Raw genomic sequence first — 19,408 nt, forward strand, 5'->3', positions numbered from 1 at the left:
AGGATGCTCTGCCTGAGCCGCATCCAGTAAAAAGAGGATACGAGACCCATGCCTATTGCCCCCAATTCATATTCCCGCACCCGCAAGCGTCTGTTGGCCGCCGCCGCATCGCTGGCCATTGCCGGCGCCATTGGTTTCGGCGCCGTCACCACCGGCACGGCCCCAGTTCTGGCCGACGCCGTGCGGGTCGAGGCGCCGCAGGTGCCGGGCTTTGCCGATGTCGTCGAGCGCGTTTCGCCCGCCGTGGTCAGCGTCAAGGTCAAGGCCAAGATCGAGCCTGCCTCCGATGACGGTTCCGACCAGATGCAGGATCCGGATGGCAACCCTCTGCCCGACAATCCGCAGCTGCGCCAGTTCTTCAAGCAATTCCGCGGCTTCGGCGACCAGAACGGCCAGTTCGGCAACCGCCGCTTCAACCACCGCGACCACAACAACGACCAGCCCCGCCCAGTCGCGCAGGGCTCCGGCTTCTTCATCTCCGATGACGGCTATCTCGTCACCAACAACCATGTCGTGGAGGAAGGCTCGGCCTTCACTGTTGTGATGAACGACGGCAAGGAACTCGATGCCAAGCTGATCGGCACCGATCCGCGCACCGATCTCGCCGTGCTCAAGGTCGATGGCGTCGGCAAGTTCACCTATGTCGATTTCGCCGACGATTCCAAGGTTCGCGTCGGCGACTGGGTGGTGGCCGTCGGCAATCCGTTCGGCCTCGGCGGCACCGTCACCGCCGGCATCGTCTCGGCCCGTGGCCGCGACATCGGCGCCGGCCCTTATGACGATTTCATCCAGATCGACGCGTCGGTCAACCGCGGCAATTCGGGTGGCCCGACCTTCAACCTCAACGGCCAGGTCGTCGGCATCAACACGGCGATCTTCTCGCCCTCGGGCGGCAGCGTCGGCATCGCCTTCGACATTCCGGCCTCGACCGCCAAGCAGGTGGTGCAGGATCTGATGAAGAGCGGCTCGGTGCAGCGTGGCTGGCTCGGCGTGGAAATCCAGCCGGTCACCTCCGATATCGCCGAATCGCTGGGCCTGAAGTCGCAGAACGGCGCCCTGGTTTCCAGCGCCCAGGACGGCGGACCCGGCAAGAAGGCCGGCATCACCGCCGGTGACGTGATCACCCAGGTCGAAGGCAAGGACGTTGCATCGCCGAAGGAGCTGGCTCGCTTGATCGGCGCCTATTCGCCCGGCAAGGCGATCGACGTCACGGTGTGGCGCGACGGCAACAGCGAGACGATCAAGGTCGATCTCGGCACGCTGCCGTCCACCGACAAGCAGGCCTCGGCTGACCAGCAACAGCCTGCGGCACCGGCAAAGCCCGCAGCACTCGCCGATCTCGGTCTCACCGTTACCAAGTCGGAGAACGGCAAGGGCCTGGTGGTGACCGATGTCGATCCCGACAGCGATGCCGCCGACCGCGGCATCCAGCCCGGCGACATCATCACCTCGGTCAACTCGACCGAAGTGAACGGCACCGAGGACGTCACCAAGGCGATGGCCGATGCAGCCAAGTCCGGCCGCAAGGCGGTGCTGATGCAGATCACCCGCGACGATAGCAATCGCTTCGTCGCCCTGCCGGTCGCCAAGGGATGACATCACACAGTTTCCAGTGCGGCGGTTTCAACACCCCCGAGCCGCCGCATGGGAAAGCAAGGGGCCGAACGCGTTAGTCAGTCATCGTGTTCTGTCCCCGGCGGCAGCGGGCTCCCATCGCCCGCTGCCGCTCTAACAGCAAAGTTTTGCGAACATGGCGGCCCCTCAATCTTCCAGCGAAATCGCGTATAACGGCTCTATGAAGATTCTCGTCATAGAAGACGATCGCGAGGCGGCCGACTATATGCAGAAGGCCTTCGGCGAGGCCGGGCATACCGCCCATGTCGCCGGCGACGGCGAAACCGGCTTTGCGCTGGCCGATGCGGGCGACTATGACGTGATGGTCGTCGATCGTATGATGCCGCGCCGCGACGGGCTCTCGGTCATTGCCGGCCTGCGCTCGCGCGGCAACACCACGCCGGTGCTGATCCTGTCGGCGCTGGGCGAGGTCGATGACCGCGTCACCGGCCTGCGCGCCGGCGGCGATGACTATCTGACCAAGCCTTATGCCTTTTCCGAACTGCTCGCCCGCGTCGAGGTGCTGAACCGCCGCGCCAGCGCCAGGGAAGCCGAAACCGTCTACCGGGTCGGCGATCTCGAGCTTGACCGTCTCTCTCATTCCGTGAAGCGTGCCGCGCGCGAGATCACGCTGCAGCCGCGCGAATTCCGCCTGCTCGAATATCTGATGCGCCATGCCGGCCAGGTGGTGACGCGCACCATGCTGCTCGAAAATGTCTGGGACTACCATTTCGATCCGCAGACCAACGTCATCGACGTCCATGTCTCGCGGCTGCGCGGCAAGATCGAGAAGGGTTTCGACAAACCGATCCTGCATACCGTGCGCGGCGCCGGCTATATGCTGAAGAGCGGCTAGAAACTCGATGGCCCTATCCTTGCCGGCCATCATGAGGACGACGGCGGCGCGGCTTTCGGCGCTCTATTTCTTGCTTTTCGCCCTCTGCGCCGTGTTGCTCGTCTTCTACATGACGTCGCTATCCGCGCGCATGCTGACCGGCCAGACCCAGCAGACCATCAATGACGAGGTGCTCGGCCTGGCACGTGCCTATCAGCGCGGCGGCCTGCCGGTGCTGGTGCGCGTGGTCGAGCAGCGCTCGCGCCAGCCCGGCGCCAACCTCTATCTGATCGCCGACGCCAACGGCCAGATCCTGACCGGCAACGTGCAGAGCCTGGAGCCGGGCGTGCTCGAGACCGACGGCTGGACCACCGAGCCATTCTCCTACCGGCGCTTCGGCGAAGGCGAGCTTGAGCGGCAGCGCAATCAGGCTTCCGATCAAAACGGGACGCAGCCCGGCGAGACCGAAATTCAGTCCGAAGGTGAGAAGGGTCACAACGCCATCGCCCTGGTGTTGCGGCTGCCCAACCAGATGATCATGCTAGTCGGCCGCGATCTCGGCGAACCCGAGCGCTTCCGCGCCGTCATCCGCCGCGCCTTGATGCTGGCGCTGGGCATGATGGGGCTGGGCGGGCTGCTGATCTGGTTCTTCGTCGGCCGCGCGGCACTGAAGCGCATCGACAGCGTCTCGGAAGCGAGCCGCCGCATCATGGGCGGCGACCTGACAGGTCGGTTGCCGGTGACCGGGGCCGGCGATGAGTTCGATCGTCTGTCGGAAAACCTCAACACCATGCTGGCCAGGATCGCGACGCTGAACGAAGGCCTGAAACAGGTCTCCGACAACATCGCCCATGATTTGAAGACGCCGCTGACCAGACTGCGCAACCGCGCCGAGGCCACACTTTCGGGCAAGCACAAGAACACCGACTACCGGCAGGCACTGGAGGGCACCATCGCCGAGTCCGACCAGCTGATAAAAACCTTCAACGCCATCCTGATGATCTCCAGGCTGGAGGCGGGCTATTCCTCGGAAAGCACCAGCAAGGTCGATCTCGCCGCCGCCGTGCGCGATGTCGTCGAGCTGTACGAGCCTGTGGCGGAGGAGGCTGGCGTCGAGCTCGAAACCTCTGTGGCCGGGGAGTTCTCCGTCCATGGCAACCGCGAGCTGATTGGTCAGGCGCTGTCGAACATCGTCGACAACGCAATCAAATACTCCACCGACGCGACGGAAAAGCCTTTTGTGCGCGTGGCCCTGCAGCGCGTCGGCCATGACATCAGGCTTTCGGTCGCCGACAATGGGCATGGCATCCCTGACGACGCCGACCGCGCCAGGGCGACCGAGCGCTTCGTTCGGCTGGAAAAGAGCCGCTCGCAGCCGGGTTCGGGCCTCGGCCTCAGCCTCGCCAAGGCGATCATGACGTTTCACAATGGCAGGCTCGAACTTCTGCCTGCCAATCCCGGATTGTCCGTTATCATGAGTTTCCCGGTGCGGGAGGACCATTGATGGCGGTGAGGATGGCGGCGAAACGGACCGAGATGGAATGGCACCTGCAGTTGGCCACGCAACTGGCGCCGCTGGACGGGAGCCGCGCCCGGCGTGAACTGTCGGAGATCGCCGGCGACGCCGAGGACGAAGGTCTGCCACGGCTGGCGAAGTTTTTGGGCGGCAAAGGCGCAGCCCAGGATTTTCTCGCTGCCGTCTTCGACCTCTCACCCTTCCTGCGCGATATCGCCCGCCGCCGGCCGCAAATCCTTGACGCGCTGTTCGATGACGGTGTCGAGGCCAGGTTGCTCAGCATTGCCGAAGCGATCGGCAAGGCCGCCTTCGCTGAGACGGTTTCGGAATCGAGCCTGATGATGGAGCTCAGGCATTGGAAGGGGGAAGCTCACTTCCTGATTGCGCTTGCAGACCTCTCCGGCGAGGCCGATGCCGCGCTGACGGTCAGGCGTCTCAGCGATCTCGCCGACGCCTGCACTCGCGCTGCCGTCGACTTCCTGCTGCGCGAGGCGCACAGCCAAGGCAAGCTCAAATTGCCCGATCCCGACAATCCGTCGTGGTGGTCCGGCTGGATCTTGCTCGGCATGGGCAAGCTCGGCGCGCATGAACTGAATTTTTCCTCCGACATCGACCTCGTCGTCTTCTTCGATCCCGATGCGAAGGCGATCGTCGATCCGCTCGATGCCACCGAGCTGTTTGCGCGGCTGACCCGCAGGTTGGTCCGCATCCTGCACGACCGCACCGAGCACGGCTATGTCTTCCGCACCGACCTCAGGCTCCGCCCCGATCCCGGCTCGACGCCGCTGGCGATCCCGGTCGAGGCGGCGCTGCGCTACTATGAGGCGCGCGGCCAGAACTGGGAACGTGCCGCCATGATCAAGGCGCGCCCCGTGGCCGGCGATCTCGCCGCCGGCGAGGCGTTCCTGCGGGAGTTGCAGCCCTATGTCTGGCGCAAATACATGGATTACGCGGCAATCGCCGATGTCCATTCGATCAAGCGCCAGATCCATGCCCACAAGGGCCATAGCGAGATCGCGGTGAAGGGCCACAACGTCAAGCTCGGTCGCGGCGGCATTCGCGAGATCGAGTTCTTCGTCCAGACCCAGCAGCTGATTGCCGGCGGCCGTTTTCCCGAGCTGCGCGGCCGCGAGACCGTGCCAATGTTGGGTGCGCTGGCAGCGCGCAACTGGATCACCGCCGATGCGCGCGACACACTCACCCGCCAGTACTGGTTCCTGCGCCGCGTCGAACATGCCATCCAGATGGTCGCCGACGAGCAGACGCATATCCTGCCGGACGATGATGAGGGACTGGAACGCATCGCCCATATGCTGGGCTTTGCCGATGCCGCCAAATTTTCCGAAACTTTTCGCGCGGCTTTGCATGAAGTTGAGCGCCACTACGCTGCGCTGTTCGAAACCGCGCCGGAACTGTCGGCCGGCGTCGGCAATCTGGTCTTTACCGGCGATGTCGACGACCCCGACACGCTGCAGACCTTGCACGGCCTCGGCTTCAAGCGGCCGAGCGATATCTGCCGCGTCATCCGCGGCTGGCATTTCGGCCGCTACCGCGTCACCCAGTCGGCCGAGGCGCGCGAGCGGCTGACCGAACTGACACCGGCGCTGCTCAAAGCCTTCGGCCAGACGCGCCGCGCCGATGAGGCGCTTGTTCGTTTCGACGAATTCCTCGCCGGTCTGCCCGCCGGCATCCAGCTGTTTTCGCTGCTGCAATCGAACCCCGCCCTGCTGAAGCTGATGGCGACCATCATGGGTGCCGCGCCCCGGCTGGCTGCGATCATCACCAGGCGCCCACATGTCTTCGACGGTCTGCTCGATCCGGCGTTGCTGACCGAACTGCCCAATCGCGCCTATCTGTCGGCGCGGCTGGCGGCTTTTATCGAAGGTGACAGCGCTTACGAGGATGTGCTCGACCGCTTGCGCATCTTTGCCTCCGAGCAGAAGTTCCTGATCGGTGTGCGCCTGCTCGCAGGCTCGATCAGCCCGAGCCGTGCCGGCCGCGCCTTTTCCGACCTCGCCGACCTTACCATTGGCGCCGCACTGCAGGCGGTAACGGCCGAATTTGAGCGGCGCCACGGCCGTATCGCCGGCGGCACCGTGTCGCTGCTCGGCATGGGCAAGCTCGGCAGCCGCGAATTGACGGCCGGCTCCGATGTCGACCTCATCCTGCTCTACGATCACGACGCCGATGCCGAAGAATCCGACGGCGACAAGCCGCTGGCGCCGTCGCATTACTACGCCAGGATGACGCAGCGGTTGATCGCGGCTGTCTCGGCGCCGACCGCCGAGGGCGTGCTGTACGAACTCGACCTGCGCTTGCGGCCATCCGGCAACAAGGGGCCGGTGGCCACCCACGTCGACGCCTTCAAGAAGTACCAGCGCCAGGAGGCCTGGACCTGGGAGCACATGGCGCTGGCGCGGGCACGCGTCATTGGCGGCGACGCTGCGCTCTGTGCAGAGGTCGAGGCCGAGGTGGCCGCACTGCTGGCCCTGCCGCGCGACATCGCCAAGGTGAAGGCCGAGGCCCTAGAGATGCGCGCTCTGATAGAGAAGGAAAAGTCGCCGCGCGATCTCTGGGACATCAAGCTGATCTCCGGCGGCCTCATCGACGTCGAATTCATCGCGCAGGTGGCCGTCATCACCGGTCAGGTCGAAGCCGGCCGCGGGGTGACCGCGACCGGCGAAATCCTGTCGCATCTGGCGCCGGATTTCGCCGACGCCGATGTCAGGCAAGAGCTTTGCGAAGCCTACCAGCTCTATCTGGCGCTGACCCAGATGACGCGGCTTTGCCTCACCGGTGCCTTCGAACGCGACGACGTTCCGCCGGGATTGTCGGATCTGCTTCTGGCGGTGACTAGCCTGCCGGATTTCGGTGTGCTGGAAGCACATCTCAAGGAGACGTCGCAAAAGGTCAGAAAGGATTTCGACCTTCTGCTTCGTACGGAGCGGTCGTGAGGGCGTGAAGCGCTGACGGCTGTTTCGGATCGCATCGGGGGTGACGATGCAACAGGAGAATACCCATGAGAAAGACAACCGGACTTGCCCTTGCCTTTGTCGCGCTCGCCGGCGCCGTTGGCACCACCGCCTATGCCGAGAACAATGCCAGCGCCAGAATGCGCGAGGGCACGATGATGCGCCTCAGCAAGGCGATGAAGGATTCCAACGGCACCATCAGCTTCGACCAGTTCTCCGACGCCATGAACGCCCGGCTGAAGAAGCTGGTCGCCGACAATGGCGGCAAGCTGACCGTGGCCCAGCTCGCCGACGCGCTGGAGAAGGCGCGGTTCGAGGAAATGGCCAAGCGCATCGTCGCTCGCTACGACACCAAGGGCGATGGCACATTGACCACGGAAGACATCACCGGGCGTGAGAAAAAAGTGTTCGCCATGCTCGACCGCAACAATGACGGCAAGATCGAGCGTAACGAATTGCCGAAGAACGGCCGCATGGGCCGTCATAGTCAATGGGACGGCGGCGACGACATGCAGTGAATGCCGATTACGGCCTCGGCGGCAAAAGCCGCCGGGACCGACAAGACCGGACAGCTACTCGGTCCTTTGAACACGGCGCAGAGCGCGGCTCGCGTGAGCCTGCAAAATCCGCTCGCGCAGATATGCGTAGAAGCGAGGCGGCAGCATGCCATAATCGAAGCGGGTGGGCCTGCTTCCCGCAATGGGCCTGAGATCAGGCCCGGGCCAGAGGAAATCATTGGTTTCGCTGACGAGCACCCATGACGGCATGTTGTCGAGCCCAAGGTGGGCTTTGAGCGATGCAGGTATCTCGATCGCATCGGCCGGATCGCTCGGGACCGAGTGGGTAATCGGAACCACCGTGACGACCTCGCGGCCCTCCACGATTCGGCGCGCGGCAACGATTGCGCAGGGCCGATTCTTGCGGCCTTCTTCCGCGCCTTGGCTGCTTTCGTCCGCCCATAGATAGGAATAGGAAATTACCAGCCCGGGGACAGGCTTGGGCAGACTCACGGCGTCCAGTCTTTGAGCATCGCGTCCAGCTCGTCATATTCTGATGGGACAGCGCTTCTGGCGATCGCGTTTAATGTCTCGTCGTCCAGGTCCTCAACGGGACGGGCGACCCGCCCCTTGACCAGAACTTCAAACATTGCCGCCGAGAGAAGCACTGTATGGGTCCGGCCATTCTTCGTTATCGCAACCGGCGCCCGCTGTGCGGCATCCTGGAACCGTCCGACGTTCTGCTGGAATTCTGTCGATGTCACACGCATGAAAGATACCTCTATATCTATAATAGATAGAATAGATGACCTTTTCAAGGATGGCTGCCACAGCGCGCCCGACAGGGTGCCTACCTCAGGCCGCCGCTTTCACCGCCCGCTGCGCCTTCTTCACCGGGATGCGCACCGACACGATGGTACCGACTCCTTCGGTCGAGCGGATTTTCAGCGCGCCGCCCTGCAGCTCGGCGAGCGAGCGCGAGATGGCGAGGCCGAGGCCGGAGCCAGCGTGGTTCTTGGAGAACTGGTTCTGCACCTGTTCGAATGGCCGGCCAAGCTTGCTCAGCGCTTCCTTCGGAATGCCGCAGCCAGTGTCCTCAATGGTCAGCACCAGCGCGCCGGAGGTGTTGCGGGCGCGCACCAATATATGGCCGCCCTGGCCGGTGAACTTCACTGCGTTCGAGAGAAGGTTGATGGCGATCTGCTTGATCGCCCGGCGGTCGGCAAACAGTGTCATCGTATCGGCGATGCGGGTTTCGACAGTGATCGATTTCTCGGCCGCCTGCAGCGAGATGACGCGCACCGTCTCGCGGATCAGCGGACAGAGATCGATTTCCTCGCGATCCATCGAGAACTGGCCGGCTTCGATCTTCGACATGTCGAGTATGTCGTTGATGACGCCCAGCAGATACTTGCCGCTGCCGTTGATGTCGTTGGCATATTCCTCGTAGCGCGGCGAACCGAGCGGCCCGAACAGGCCCTGTTCCATCAGTTCGGAAAAGCCGATGATGGCGTTGAGCGGCGTACGCAGTTCATGCGACATATTGGCCAGGAACTCGGACTTGGCCCGGTTGGCGGCCTCGGCGCGCTCGGTTTCCTTCATGTATTTGCGGTTCAGTTCGACCAGCTCCTTGGCGCGTTCTTCCTCGGCCCGGCGGGCAAGGCTGAGGTCGTGGATGGTCGCCATCAGCCGGCGTTCGCTGTCGACCAGCTTTTCCTGGTGCAGTTTGATCTGGGTGATGTCGGAGCCGACGGAGACGGTGCCGCCGTCCCGGGTCCTCAGTTCGTTGACTTGCAGCCAGCGCCCGTCCGAGAGTTGCCGCTCGAAGGTTGCGCCGCCTTGCGGCCCGTTGGTGTTGGCCAACCGCCGTTCCGAGGCGAAGGCCAGCATGCGTTCTTCCAGCATGGCGCGCGCCGCGCCCGGCATGACGTCGCGGTCCGACAGGCCATTGTCCTTCTGGTATTTGGAATTGCACATGATCAGGCGCTGGGCGGCATCCCACAGCACGAAGGATTCATTGATGTTCTCGATCGCGGTCCGCAGCCGCAGGTCGGCCGCCTCCGAGCGCAGTGCCAGGTGCCGTTGCTCGGTGACGTCGACGGCGATGCCGATCAGCTGGATTTCAGGCGCTTCCGGATCGATTACCTGAGCCCTGGCGCGCATCCACACCCACTGGCCGTCGGCGTGACGCATGCGGAACACCTGGTCGATATGGTCTATCTCGCGCTCGACGATCCGGTTGGCAAGTTGGAACAGGTCGCCGTCTTCGGGGTGGATGATGTCGTCGACCTCGCCGAACGACAGCATCGAGTTGCAGGGCTCGTAGCCCAGCATGTCATACATCGAGCGCGACCAGTACATCTTGCCGCGCACCATGTCCCAGTCCCACAGGCCGCACCGGCCGCGCACCAGCGCCATGTCGATGCGCTGGTGGGCTTCGAGATAGATGCGGTCGGCCGTCTGGGCGCGCGATGCCTGGCCGAAATAGGCGTAGAGGATGATGATCAGCACGCCCGCCGTCAGCACGAACAGCGTAACGTTGAGCGAGACGGTCTTGCGCCAGCTGTCGAACACCGCTTCCTGTGGCACCAGCACTGCGGCGGCGTTCTTGCGGTCCAGGGTCAGGCTCACGGCAGCGTACCAGTCCTGCCCGCCGATGCTGACATCCATAACGCCGGCGCGGTCGCCGAACATGAACAGCGGCTGGCCGTCCAGCACAAGGCTGTCGAGCGATCGCCCCTGCCATCCGGTCGACAGCGGCGACACGGCAATGATCTTGAAGGCGCTATCGGTGACGACAAGCACATGGCTTCGGCCCATGGCGCCCTGGCGGCTGGTGCTTTCCAGCAGGTCGATGGCGCCGCCGGCGGCCGCGTTCGGGTCGGCCGAGATTGCGTTCGCCATCTGGCCGGCGGCCAGCCCCAGCACCGCCTTGACGTCACGCTCGACCTCGTCGCGCTCGTTCATCAGCGACAGGACGCGCAAAGCGGCGATGACGATCAGGAAGATGATGATGAGCGCCGGAATCGATCGGCGCAGAAGCGGTTCAGCAGCCAAGAGCCGCCGGTAGGCTGGTTCAGCGATGAGCCGCGTATTGCCGGCGAGGCCGTCGCCCCGCGCCGTACGCCGCTCAAAAGCCGTCCCTCCGGGCGCGCCCCACGCGTCCGCCTTGGCCATAAATGGCACTCCCCGAATTTCCGTACGCTTGACGATCCGGCAACACCGCACGTCCGAATCGTCTGTAAAGAATCAAAGGTGATTCGCCTTGTCCAGAGGCGCGGGCGAAAAACATTAAAAATTGATTGAAATAACGCCGAAGCCGCGATTCTTCGCGCCCTCCTCTGCCCTGCCGGGCATCTCCCTCACAAGGGGGGAGATTATGCGTCTCAAGCCAGCGTCCGCTCCACAATATCGCGCAAATCCGCCGAGAGCTTCTCGGCACCGGCGATCGCCAGCAGCGCCTCCCTGGCCTTGGCCTGTCTGCCCGGTTCCAGCGAGCGCCAGGAGCGCAATGCCGTCGCCAGCCTCGCTGCCACCTGCGGGTTGCGCTTTTCGACCTCGAGCACGGTCTGCGCGAAGAACCGGTAGCCCTCGCCGTCGGCGCGGTGGAAGCCGGTCTGGTTGGCGCTGGAAAATGTGCCGACCAGCGAGCGCACCCGGTTCGGATTGGCCATCGAGAAGGAAGTGTGGCCGATGAGCTTGCGCACCGTGTCGACTGTCCGCGGTCCCGGCACGCTGGCCTGGATCTGGAACCACTTGTCCATGACCAGCGGATCGGCCCCATAGCGTGCCTCGAAACCGGCCAGCGCCTTGATCGCCTCGGGCGAGCCGTTGTGGCGATGCGCAAGCACCGTGAGTGCTGCGGCGCGATCGGTCATGTTGGTCGCGGCCTCGAAATGCCGGGCGGCGAGCTTGGCGCCAGCTGGCAACAGCGAGAGATAGTCGAGCAGGATGTTGCGCAGCGCCCGCCGTCCCGCACTTGCCGCATCGGGGCTGAACGGGCCGTCGTCGGCCAGGCGATCGTAAAGATTGGCAAAGGCCCCCTGATTGGCGCGCGAGATCTCCAGCGCCAGCGCCTCGCGGGCGGCGAAGATGGCGTCGGGATCGATGTTCCTACCGATGTCGCGGGCAATGTCGGCCTCACCGGGAAGCGACAGCGCCAGCGCCCGGTAGGCCGGCTCGAGCGTCTCATCGCCGGCGATCTTGCCGGCAAGGCCGGTCAGCCTGGCGCTGAAAGCCGGCTTAGCGCCGCCAAGGATCTGGCGGAAGGCAGCGATTAGCGCATCCGTAAGCAGCGTGTTGAACGCTTGCCAGCGCGCGAAAGCGTCGCTGTCGTGCCCGGCGAGGAAGAACTGGTCGTCGGCCTTCTGCTCGACCGAAAGCGTGATCGGCGCCGAAAAGCCGCGGTTGAGCGACACTGCCGGCCGCTCGGCAACGCCGGAGAAGCGCACCATGTGACGGCGCTTGCGGATATGGATGACGCCGTCCTCGACGGCAGCACCTTCGACGCCGCCATAGGCGACCGGTTCGCCGCCGGTGCCGACCAGACCGAAGGCGAGCGGAATGTGCATCAGCCGCTTGCGGCTTTCCGACGGCGTCGGCGGCACCGACTGCTCGATCTCGAGCGTGAACTCGTGCGTGGCCGGATTGTGCGTCGAACTGACGGTCAGGTTTGGCGTGCCCGCCTGGTGATACCAAAGCGCGAATTGCGACAGGTCGCGCCCGGAGGCGTCCTCGAACACTTTGAGGAAATCCTCGATTGTCGCCGCCTCACCGTCATGGCGCTCGAAGTAGAGATCCATGCCGGCGCGGAAAGTCTCGGCCCCGAGGATAGTGCGGATCATGCGCACCACTTCCGAGCCCTTTTCGTAGACCGTCGCGGTGTAGAAATTGTTGATCTCGCGGTAGCGGCGTGGCCGCACCGGATGCGCCAGCGGCCCCTGATCTTCGGGGAATTGGTGCGCCCTCAGCGTACGCACCTCGGCGATGCGCTTGACCGCGCGCGAGCGCTGGTCGGCCGAGAATTCGTGGTCGCGAAAGACCGTCAGCCCTTCCTTCAGGCAGAGCTGGAACCAGTCGCGGCAGGTGATCCTGTTGCCGGTCCAGTTGTGGAAATACTCATGCGCGATGATCGCCTCGATATTGGCGAAATCGGCGTCGGTCGCGGTTTCCCGGTCGGCCAGCACATATTTGTCGTTGAAGATGTTGAGGCCCTTGTTCTCCATCGCTCCCATGTTGAAGTCGGAGACGGCGACGATGTTGAAGACGTCCAGGTCGTATTCGCGGCCGAATGCCCGCTCATCCCATCGCATCGAGCGCTTCAACGCGTCCATGGCGTAGCCGGCGAGCCCTTCCTTGCCCGGCTCGACATAGATGCCGAGCTCGACCTTGCGGCCAGATGCGGTGACGAAACTGTCCGCGACCTGCCCGAGAGTGCCGGCCACCAGCGCAAACAGATAGGACGGCTTGGGGAAGGGGTCGTGCCAGACAGCATAGTGCCAGCCGTCGGCAAGCGCGCCGCTTTCCACCGGATTGCCGTTGGAGAGCAGCAGCGGCGCCTCGTCCAGCTTGGCCTCGATGCGCACGGTGTAGACCGAGAGGATGTCGGGGCGGTCGAGGAAATAGGTGATGCGGCGAAAGCCCTCGGCCTCGCATTGCGTGCAATAGACATTGCTCGAGCGGTAAAGGCCCATCAACGCCTCATTGCTGGCCGGAGCGATCTCGGTCTCGAGCAGCAGCTCGAAGCGGGCCGGCGGCTTCAAAATGGTCAGCTGGTCGGGCGTTGCCAGATAGTCGGCCGGCGAGAGCTCGCGGCCGTCAATGGCGATGCGCTTGAGCACCAGCCCGTCGCCGTCCAGCACCAGCGGTGCCGAGGCGGCAGCATTATCGCGGCGTTCGATCGTCAGCGTGGCGTTAACGCGCGTTGCGTCTGGCGAAAGGCGAAAGGTCAGGCCGGTTTTCGGAATGGAAAAGTCGTTGGGGCGATAGTCTTCGAGCTTGAAGACCTGGCCGGTATCGGTTCGCATTCCCTGGGGTTTCCCTGTCGTTATCGGAGCCTGCGGAGGTATCCGCTGGCCCAAGAAATCTAAAGTGCGCGCTCTTTACACGAAACGGCCACTCGACAAAACTGCGCCAATGCCTATTTCAGGGCGTTCCCCTTCCACCATCATCGCGAGGCCTTGATGACCGTCGTCAGACCGAAATTCGGCATGGACGCCTCTGTGCTGCGTCGTGTGAGGCGCTTCTCGGCATCAATCCAGGAAGCGGCGGGAGCGTGACTTCAGGGCCGAGAGACGAGGCGACGGGGAAACTGTCCGATCACCCCGGCCGCGTGCTGACCGGAATCATGCTCAAGGTCATGTCGGTGGCGGTCTTTGTCGGCATGCAGACCTGCATCAAGGCGGCAGGCACTTTGCCGGCCGGCCAGATCGTCTTCTTCCGCTCCTTCTTCGCCATCTTCCCGATCATTGTTTTCCTGGCCTTCGGGAGAAAACTGGGCACGGCGTTTGCCACCAAACGCCCGCTGAACCACATTGCGCGTGGTGTCGTCGGCGTTTGCGCCATGGGGCTCGGCTTCTTCGCACTGACCAGGTTGCCGCTGCCGGAGGCGATCACGCTCAACTATGCCCAGCCGCTGCTGGTGGTGGCGTTCTCCTCGCTCTTCCTGGGTGAGGCTATCCGCGTTTACCGCTGGAGCGCGGTTGCGGTCGGCCTGGTCGGCGTGCTGATCATCTCCTCGCCGAAACTGACGCTGCTCACGTCGGGCGCCGCACTTGGCGACCAGGAAGTGCTGGGCGTCATCGCTGCTCTTGTCTCGGCGGCAATCTCCGCCAATGCCATCCTGCTCGTGCGAAATCTCGTCCAGACCGAGCGGACGGCGACCATCGTGCTGTGGTTTTCGGCAACGGCGAGCGTCATGGCACTGTTTACGCTTCCCTTCGGCTGGCAGGCGCTGACGCCTCTGCAGGCCGGTTTGCTGATCGCTGCCGGGTTCTGCGGCGGGCTGGCGCAGATCCTGATGACGGCCGCCTACCGCCACGCCGAGGCCTCGGTGGTGGCGCCGTTCGAATACACCTCGATGATCCTTGGCGTTGTCGTCGGCTATTTCGCCTTCGGCGATATCGCCACCATCAACACGCTGGTCGGCGGGGTGATCGTCGTCGCCGCCGGCATCTTCATCATCTGGCGCGAGCGCCAGCTTGGATTGGAGCGCACACGCACCCAAAAGGCGGCGCCGCCGCAAGGATGAGGATAGGTCCGCGCAGCGGACGGAAAGCCAATGGCCTGGCTTTCCGAACGACGAAGGGCGAAAGTTCGGTCCGCCGTCGGGTGGATAGAAAGTCCGGTGGACCTTTCAAAGGACTTGAACGCCCGAAGGGCTGGGTGCGACAGCGAAGGGCAGGGGCTGGCTCAGTTGGCTTCCGCCCGCTCCTTCGCCAACCTCACCAGCACCGCCCGCGTCGGCTCATCTGCCGGGAAGAAAGACTCGATCGCCAGTTCCGACAGCGTCACGTCGAGCGGCGTGCCGAAGACGGTGATGGTGCTGATGAAGGACAGCACCTGATCGCCATGCGCCAGCCGCAGTGGATGGACGATGCCGTTGGGCTCGACCGGCACAGGCCGCGCGCCTTTGAGGCCGGACGGATAGGTTCGCAATTCACGCTCCAGCTCGACCAGCACGGGATCGCCGGCGGCATCGTTCTGGTGTTTTAGCCGCTCCAGCAGATGCGCGCGCCACTCGGCGAGATTGACGATGCGCGGCGCGATGCCGTCCGGGTGCAGGCTGAGCCGCAGGACATTGACCAGCGGCTGAAGCAGCGACGGCTCGGCCACGTCGGCGAGGAACGGGCCGATGGCGGCATTGGCTGAAACCAGGTTCCAGTGCCGGTCGACGGCGAGCGCCGGAAACGGCTCATGCCCCTTGAGCACGGTCTCGACCGCCGCCATCGCCGGCGCCAGTGTCGCGTCGGTGAGCGGCCGTTCGCCGAAACTCGGTGCGAAACCGGCGGCAAGCAGCAGCTGGTTGCGCTGCCTGAGCGGAATCTCAAGCTGTTCCGCCAGATGCAGCACCATCTCGCGCGAGGGTGCGGCGCGGCCGCTTTCGACGAAGGAGAGGTGCCGCTGCGAAATCTCGGCTTCCATGGCGAGGTCGAGCTGGCTCATGCGCCGGCGCGTGCGCCATTCGCGGATCAGGCTGCCGGCGGAGGTTTGCGGTATTGTCATGGGGGATGATTAGGCCGGGGAGGGACCTATTTCAATTACCTCCGAGGTCATCCGTTTCCCCCACAAGGAGGGAGATTGGCCAATCACGCCAGTCCTCGCAGCTTCGCCTTCACTTCGAGAAAGTCCCGCCAAGCGAGCTTCTTGTGCGCGGGCGTTCGCAACAAGTAGGCCGGGTGCAGCGTCGGCATCGCCGGGATGGCAGTGCCGGATGCCGTGGTGTGGACGCGCCAGTTGCCGCGCAGCCGCAGGATGCCTTCACTCGTGTTGAGCAAGGTTTTGGCCGATGGGCCGCCGAGATTGACCAGCACCTTGGGATTGACCAATTCAATCTGCCGCTCGATGAACGGACGGCAGATCTCGGTCTCGTGCGGCGTCGGCGTGCGGTTGCCGGGCGGCCGCCAAGGGATGACGTTGGCGATATAGGCGGACGTGCGGTCAAGCCCGATCGCCGCCAGCATGCGGTCGAGCAGCCGGCCGGAGCGGCCGACGAAGGGCAGGCCCTCAATGTCCTCGTCGCGGCCGGGCGCCTCGCCGACCAGCATCAGAGAAGCGTCCGGATTGCCGTCGGCGAAAACCAGGTTCTTGGCGGTGAATTTGAGGTTGCAGCCGTCGAAGGAGGCCATGTGCTGGCGCAGTTCCTCGAGCGTCGCCGCGCTCGTCGCCATTTGCCGGGCAAGTGCTGCCTGCGCCTCGTCGGGCACGGTTGCGGTGGCCGGAACGGAGCGCGCCGGCGCGTCCGGCACCCGGCTCGCATCCAGCCCGGGGCCTGCCGCGGCTTGTTCCGGTGCCTTGTTTTCGCGAGGCGGCGCGGCTGGCGTTGGTGCCCGCTCGGCAGGCCTTGGCGCGGCCTCGGCAAACCGGTTCTCCGGCGCCTCTTCCAACGCCTCGTCGACGCCTGCGCTGGCGTAGAATGCCAGCAGGTCGGCGAGGTCGGAGCGGTTGTTGGGGGAGGCGGCAGTCATGCCCGGCACATTCGTCCGCCGAGAGGCGATTTGCAACATCGCTGATTGGCGAAAGCGGCGCTGAAAGCTGATCTCCCCCACAAGTGGCGAGATCGTAGGGGGGAGATCGCTAACCCGTCGGTATTCGCGGATCCTGAACCAGATAGAACGTCCAGCGCGGCGTATAGTCGGTGATCAGAAATTCGAAGCTGCCCCTCTTCAGCGGGTCGATCTTGCCGTTTTTGAACAGCAGCCGGTCATAGGGTTCGAAATCGCGGTCGAAATCGGCATAGGCGCTCGACACGATATTGTCGGGCGTCTTGTTGCGCTGGTCGAAGGACAGGCCGTCGCCGAACACGCTCGCTTGGTTGAGGATCTCCTGCAGCTCGAACTGGAATTCGACCCAGGCCTGGCCGCTGTTGTTGAGCACGTCGATGCGCATGTAGAGGACGCCGTTGGCGAACTCGCCATTGGTGCTGAACGGCTGGATCGGTTTTGTGGTGCGGATGGTCAGCGTCACCGGCGTCGACGAATTCAGCTCCTCGGTGATGACCAGCGGGTCGTCCTTGGTGCCGAGGCCCGAGGCGCCGGTAATCTGGAAACCGCCAAGCTCGTCGGAAAAGGAATAGGCCCCGGTCATCCACACCTTCACCGGCTCGGCATGAACCTCAACCGACGCCAGCACCGAAAGAGCGAGAAGAAGCGCGCGGCAGATACCGCCGGGCGGAAGGGGAAAGCGCGTCAATGAAAAGCCGGACGGCGTGCGCATGGGCAGAAGTATGGCCGATAAGCGAGCCGTCGAACAATTAAAATATGGGAACCGTAAATCCAGTCACTGCAAAAACGCTTGCAGCACTGTTGTTATCCGCGACTTTTTGGCGAAAACGGGATTGTCACGTCAGCGCCGGTTTCCTGTCGCGGATTGATGCGCTATGCAGCGCAGGAGCCAGCAAAATGCCCGGAAACGGTTAGCCAGTGCGGAGGGGTTGATGAGCGAGATCGAACGCGAGAGCATGGAATTCGACGTGGTCATCGTCGGGGCCGGCCCGGCGGGCCTTGCCGCGGCGATCCGGCTGAAGCAGGTCAATCCCGAGCTTTCCGTCGTCGTGCTGGAAAAGGGCGGCGAGGTCGGCGCCCACATATTGTCCGGCGCCGTCGTCGATCCCATTGGCATCGACCGCCTGTTGCCTGGCTGGCGCGAGGAAGACGGCCATCCCTTCAAGACGCCGGTTACGGCCGACCATTTCCTGGTGCTCGGTCCCGCCGGCTCGTTCCGCCTGCCCAACATCCTGATGCCGCCGCTGATGAACAATCACGGCAACTACATCGTCTCGCTCGGCAATGTCTGCCGCTGGCTGGCAACCAAGGCCGAAGCGCTGGGCGTCGAGATCTATCCGGGCTTTGCCGCTGCCAGCCTCGTCTACAACGATGCCGGCGCCGTCACGGGTGTCATCACCGGCGACATGGGCGTCGAGAAGGACGGCACGCACGGCCCTGGCTTTGCGCCGGGCATGGCGCTGATGGGCAAATATGTGCTGATCGGCGAGGGCGCGCGCGGTTCGCTGTCCAAGCAGTTGATCGCCAGGTACAAACTGTCCGACGGCCGCGAGCCCGGCAAATACGGCATTGGCCTCAAGGAACTATGGCAGGTCAAGCCGGAGAACCATCGGCCGGGCTTGGTGCAGCACTCCTTCGGCTGGCCGCTCGACCTGAAGACCGGCGGCGGCTCCTTCCTTTACCATCTGGAGGACAACCAGGTCGCGGTCGGCTTCGTCCTGCATCTCAACTACAAAAACCCGTATCTGTCCCCCTTCGAGGAATTCCAGCGCTTTAAGACGCATCCGAAGATATCGGGCACCTTCGAGGGCGCCAAGCGCATCGGCTATGGCGCGCGCGCCATTACCGAAGGCGGCTGGCAGTCGGTGCCGAAACTGTCCTTTCCCGGCGGCGTGCTGATGGGCTGTGCGGCGGGCTTCGTCAACGTGCCGCGCATCAAGGGTTCGCACAATGCGGTGCTGTCCGGCATGCTGGCGGCCGAACATGTCGCGCAAGCGATCGGCGCCGGCCGCGCCAATGACGAGCTGTCCTCCTACGAGAACGCCTGGCGGGCAACCGATATCGGCAAGGATTTGAAGAAGGTCCGCAACGTCAAGCCGCTCTGGTCGCGTTTCGGCACTGTGCTCGGCGTCGGCCTCGGCGGCCTCGACATGTGGCTGAACACGCTGTTCGGCTTCTCGCCCTTCGGCACTCTGAAGCATGGCAAGGCGGATTACGCGACGCTGGAGCCCGCCGCCAAACACAAGAAGATCGCCTATCCCAAGCCGGACGGCGTGCTGACTTTCGACCGGCTGTCCTCGGTATTCCTGTCCAACACCAATCACGAGGAAAACGAGCCGGTGCATCTCATCGTCGGCGACATGGGCCTGCAGCAGCGCTCCGAGCACGACGTCTTTGCCGGGCCGTCGACCCGCTATTGCCCGGCCGGCGTCTACGAATGGGTCGACAAGGACGGCAACGCCGCCGCCGATCCGGCGGCCAAGGATGTGCGCTTCGTCATCAATGCGCAGAACTGCGTGCACTGCAAAACCTGCGACATCAAGGATCCCAACCAGAACATCAACTGGGTGCCGCCACAAGGTGGCGAAGGCCCGGTCTACCAGGGCATGTGAGCCTCGCCGACCGGGCCGTCTCGACCGCCGCCAGCAAAAATGGTGGCGAGGGGCCGGTCTACCAGGGCATGTAAGGCGCTCGGCGCCATGATTGTTGAAACCGTCGTCTGCTTGTGGTCTCATTGCCGCGTCCATGGGGAT

General features: G+C 64.1%; 14 protein-coding genes. 7 read left to right on the top strand and 7 right to left on the bottom strand.

The features are described from left to right. The first annotated feature begins 48 nt into the window (after positions 1-48). From ACWTU9_RS14630 to ACWTU9_RS14650, 5 genes are all read left to right on the top strand, one after another. Positions 49-1,596 carry a Do family serine endopeptidase gene (locus tag ACWTU9_RS14630; protein WP_455858879.1) on the top strand — a complete coding sequence of 516 codons (1,548 nt, stop codon included), beginning with the start codon at positions 49-51 and terminating at the stop codon, positions 1,594-1,596. Between the two features lie 199 nt (positions 1,597-1,795). Continuing rightward, positions 1,796-2,470 (top strand): response regulator transcription factor, encoded by a 675-nt coding sequence (locus ACWTU9_RS14635; protein WP_454586524.1) that lies wholly within the window; start codon positions 1,796-1,798, stop codon positions 2,468-2,470. A 7-nt stretch (positions 2,471-2,477) separates the two neighbouring features. Next, on the top strand, positions 2,478-3,953 hold the full coding sequence (locus ACWTU9_RS14640; protein ID WP_455858880.1) for an ATP-binding protein: 1,476 nt from the start codon (positions 2,478-2,480) through the stop codon (positions 3,951-3,953). Beyond that, a complete protein-coding gene (locus ACWTU9_RS14645) occupies positions 3,953-6,919 on the top strand; it encodes a bifunctional [glutamine synthetase] adenylyltransferase/[glutamine synthetase]-adenylyl-L-tyrosine phosphorylase (RefSeq protein ID WP_455858881.1) in 2,967 nt (988 codons plus the stop codon). Before ACWTU9_RS14640 ends, ACWTU9_RS14645 begins: the two co-directional genes overlap by 1 nt. Before the next feature lie 65 nt (positions 6,920-6,984). Next, the gene (locus ACWTU9_RS14650) at positions 6,985-7,455 is read left to right on the top strand and encodes a hypothetical protein (RefSeq protein ID WP_455858882.1); all 471 of its coding nucleotides are present in this window, start codon (positions 6,985-6,987) and stop codon (positions 7,453-7,455) included. Positions 7,456-7,509: 54 nt separating this feature from the next. On the opposite strand, the gene ACWTU9_RS14655 is transcribed toward ACWTU9_RS14650, so the two are convergent. The 4 genes from ACWTU9_RS14655 to pepN form a co-directional block, all read right to left on the bottom strand. Continuing rightward, the gene (locus ACWTU9_RS14655; RefSeq protein WP_455858883.1) at positions 7,510-7,947 is read right to left on the bottom strand and encodes a type II toxin-antitoxin system PemK/MazF family toxin; all 438 of its coding nucleotides are present in this window, start codon (positions 7,945-7,947) and stop codon (positions 7,510-7,512) included. Beyond that, positions 7,944-8,204, bottom strand: coding sequence for a type II toxin-antitoxin system prevent-host-death family antitoxin (locus ACWTU9_RS14660; protein ID WP_455858884.1), 261 nt, complete (start codon positions 8,202-8,204; stop codon positions 7,944-7,946). Before ACWTU9_RS14660 ends, ACWTU9_RS14655 begins: the two co-directional genes overlap by 4 nt. An 85-nt stretch (positions 8,205-8,289) precedes the next feature. Further along, positions 8,290-10,611 (bottom strand): PAS domain-containing sensor histidine kinase, encoded by a 2,322-nt coding sequence (locus ACWTU9_RS14665; RefSeq protein ID WP_455858885.1) that lies wholly within the window; start codon positions 10,609-10,611, stop codon positions 8,290-8,292. Positions 10,612-10,820: 209 nt separating this feature from the next. Beyond that, the gene (gene pepN, locus ACWTU9_RS14670) at positions 10,821-13,460 is read right to left on the bottom strand and encodes an aminopeptidase N (protein ID WP_455858886.1); all 2,640 of its coding nucleotides are present in this window, start codon (positions 13,458-13,460) and stop codon (positions 10,821-10,823) included. Positions 13,461-13,780: 320 nt separating this feature from the next. On the opposite strand from pepN, the gene ACWTU9_RS14675 reads away from it, so the two are divergent. Continuing rightward, positions 13,781-14,683, top strand: coding sequence for a DMT family transporter (locus ACWTU9_RS14675; RefSeq protein ID WP_455858916.1), 903 nt, complete (start codon positions 13,781-13,783; stop codon positions 14,681-14,683). A gap of 161 nt (positions 14,684-14,844) precedes the next feature. On the opposite strand, the gene ACWTU9_RS14680 is transcribed toward ACWTU9_RS14675, so the two are convergent. From ACWTU9_RS14680 to ACWTU9_RS14690, 3 genes are all read right to left on the bottom strand, one after another. Next, a complete protein-coding gene (locus ACWTU9_RS14680) occupies positions 14,845-15,657 on the bottom strand; it encodes a helix-turn-helix domain-containing protein (RefSeq protein ID WP_455858887.1) in 813 nt (270 codons plus the stop codon). A gap of 83 nt (positions 15,658-15,740) precedes the next feature. Continuing rightward, a complete protein-coding gene (locus ACWTU9_RS14685) occupies positions 15,741-16,619 on the bottom strand; it encodes a uracil-DNA glycosylase family protein (RefSeq protein WP_455858888.1) in 879 nt (292 codons plus the stop codon). A gap of 109 nt (positions 16,620-16,728) precedes the next feature. Then, entirely contained in the window at positions 16,729-17,367 is a 639-nt protein-coding gene (locus ACWTU9_RS14690) for a hypothetical protein (protein WP_455858889.1), read from the bottom strand. 220 nt (positions 17,368-17,587) lie between these two features. Here ACWTU9_RS14690 and ACWTU9_RS14695 point away from each other — a divergent pair, with 220 nt between their 5' ends. After that, on the top strand, positions 17,588-19,267 hold the full coding sequence (locus tag ACWTU9_RS14695) for an electron transfer flavoprotein-ubiquinone oxidoreductase (RefSeq protein WP_455858890.1): 1,680 nt from the start codon (positions 17,588-17,590) through the stop codon (positions 19,265-19,267). Positions 19,268-19,408: the final 141 nt, after the last annotated feature.

The sequence above is a fragment of the Mesorhizobium sp. 128a genome (genome assembly GCF_053848025.1).

Excerpts from the sequence above, each read along its gene's own strand:
- ACWTU9_RS14630 (WP_455858879.1), top strand. The coding sequence starts at position 49 with ATGCCTATTGCCCCCAATTCATATTCCCGCACCCGCAAGCGTCTGTTG.
- ACWTU9_RS14635 (WP_454586524.1), top strand. The coding sequence starts at position 1,796 with ATGAAGATTCTCGTCATAGAAGACGATCGCGAGGCGGCCGACTATATG.
- ACWTU9_RS14640 (WP_455858880.1), top strand. The coding sequence starts at position 2,478 with ATGGCCCTATCCTTGCCGGCCATCATGAGGACGACGGCGGCGCGGCTT.
- ACWTU9_RS14645 (WP_455858881.1), top strand. The coding sequence starts at position 3,953 with ATGGCGGTGAGGATGGCGGCGAAACGGACCGAGATGGAATGGCACCTG.
- ACWTU9_RS14650 (WP_455858882.1), top strand. The coding sequence starts at position 6,985 with ATGAGAAAGACAACCGGACTTGCCCTTGCCTTTGTCGCGCTCGCCGGC.
- ACWTU9_RS14660 (WP_455858884.1), bottom strand. The coding sequence starts at position 8,204 with ATGCGTGTGACATCGACAGAATTCCAGCAGAACGTCGGACGGTTCCAG.
- ACWTU9_RS14665 (WP_455858885.1), bottom strand. The coding sequence starts at position 10,611 with ATGGCCAAGGCGGACGCGTGGGGCGCGCCCGGAGGGACGGCTTTTGAG.
- pepN (WP_455858886.1), bottom strand. The coding sequence starts at position 13,460 with ATGCGAACCGATACCGGCCAGGTCTTCAAGCTCGAAGACTATCGCCCC.
- ACWTU9_RS14675 (WP_455858916.1), top strand. The coding sequence starts at position 13,781 with ATGCTCAAGGTCATGTCGGTGGCGGTCTTTGTCGGCATGCAGACCTGC.
- ACWTU9_RS14680 (WP_455858887.1), bottom strand. The coding sequence starts at position 15,657 with ATGACAATACCGCAAACCTCCGCCGGCAGCCTGATCCGCGAATGGCGC.
- ACWTU9_RS14685 (WP_455858888.1), bottom strand. The coding sequence starts at position 16,619 with ATGACTGCCGCCTCCCCCAACAACCGCTCCGACCTCGCCGACCTGCTG.
- ACWTU9_RS14690 (WP_455858889.1), bottom strand. The coding sequence starts at position 17,367 with ATGCGCACGCCGTCCGGCTTTTCATTGACGCGCTTTCCCCTTCCGCCC.
- ACWTU9_RS14695 (WP_455858890.1), top strand. The coding sequence starts at position 17,588 with ATGAGCGAGATCGAACGCGAGAGCATGGAATTCGACGTGGTCATCGTC.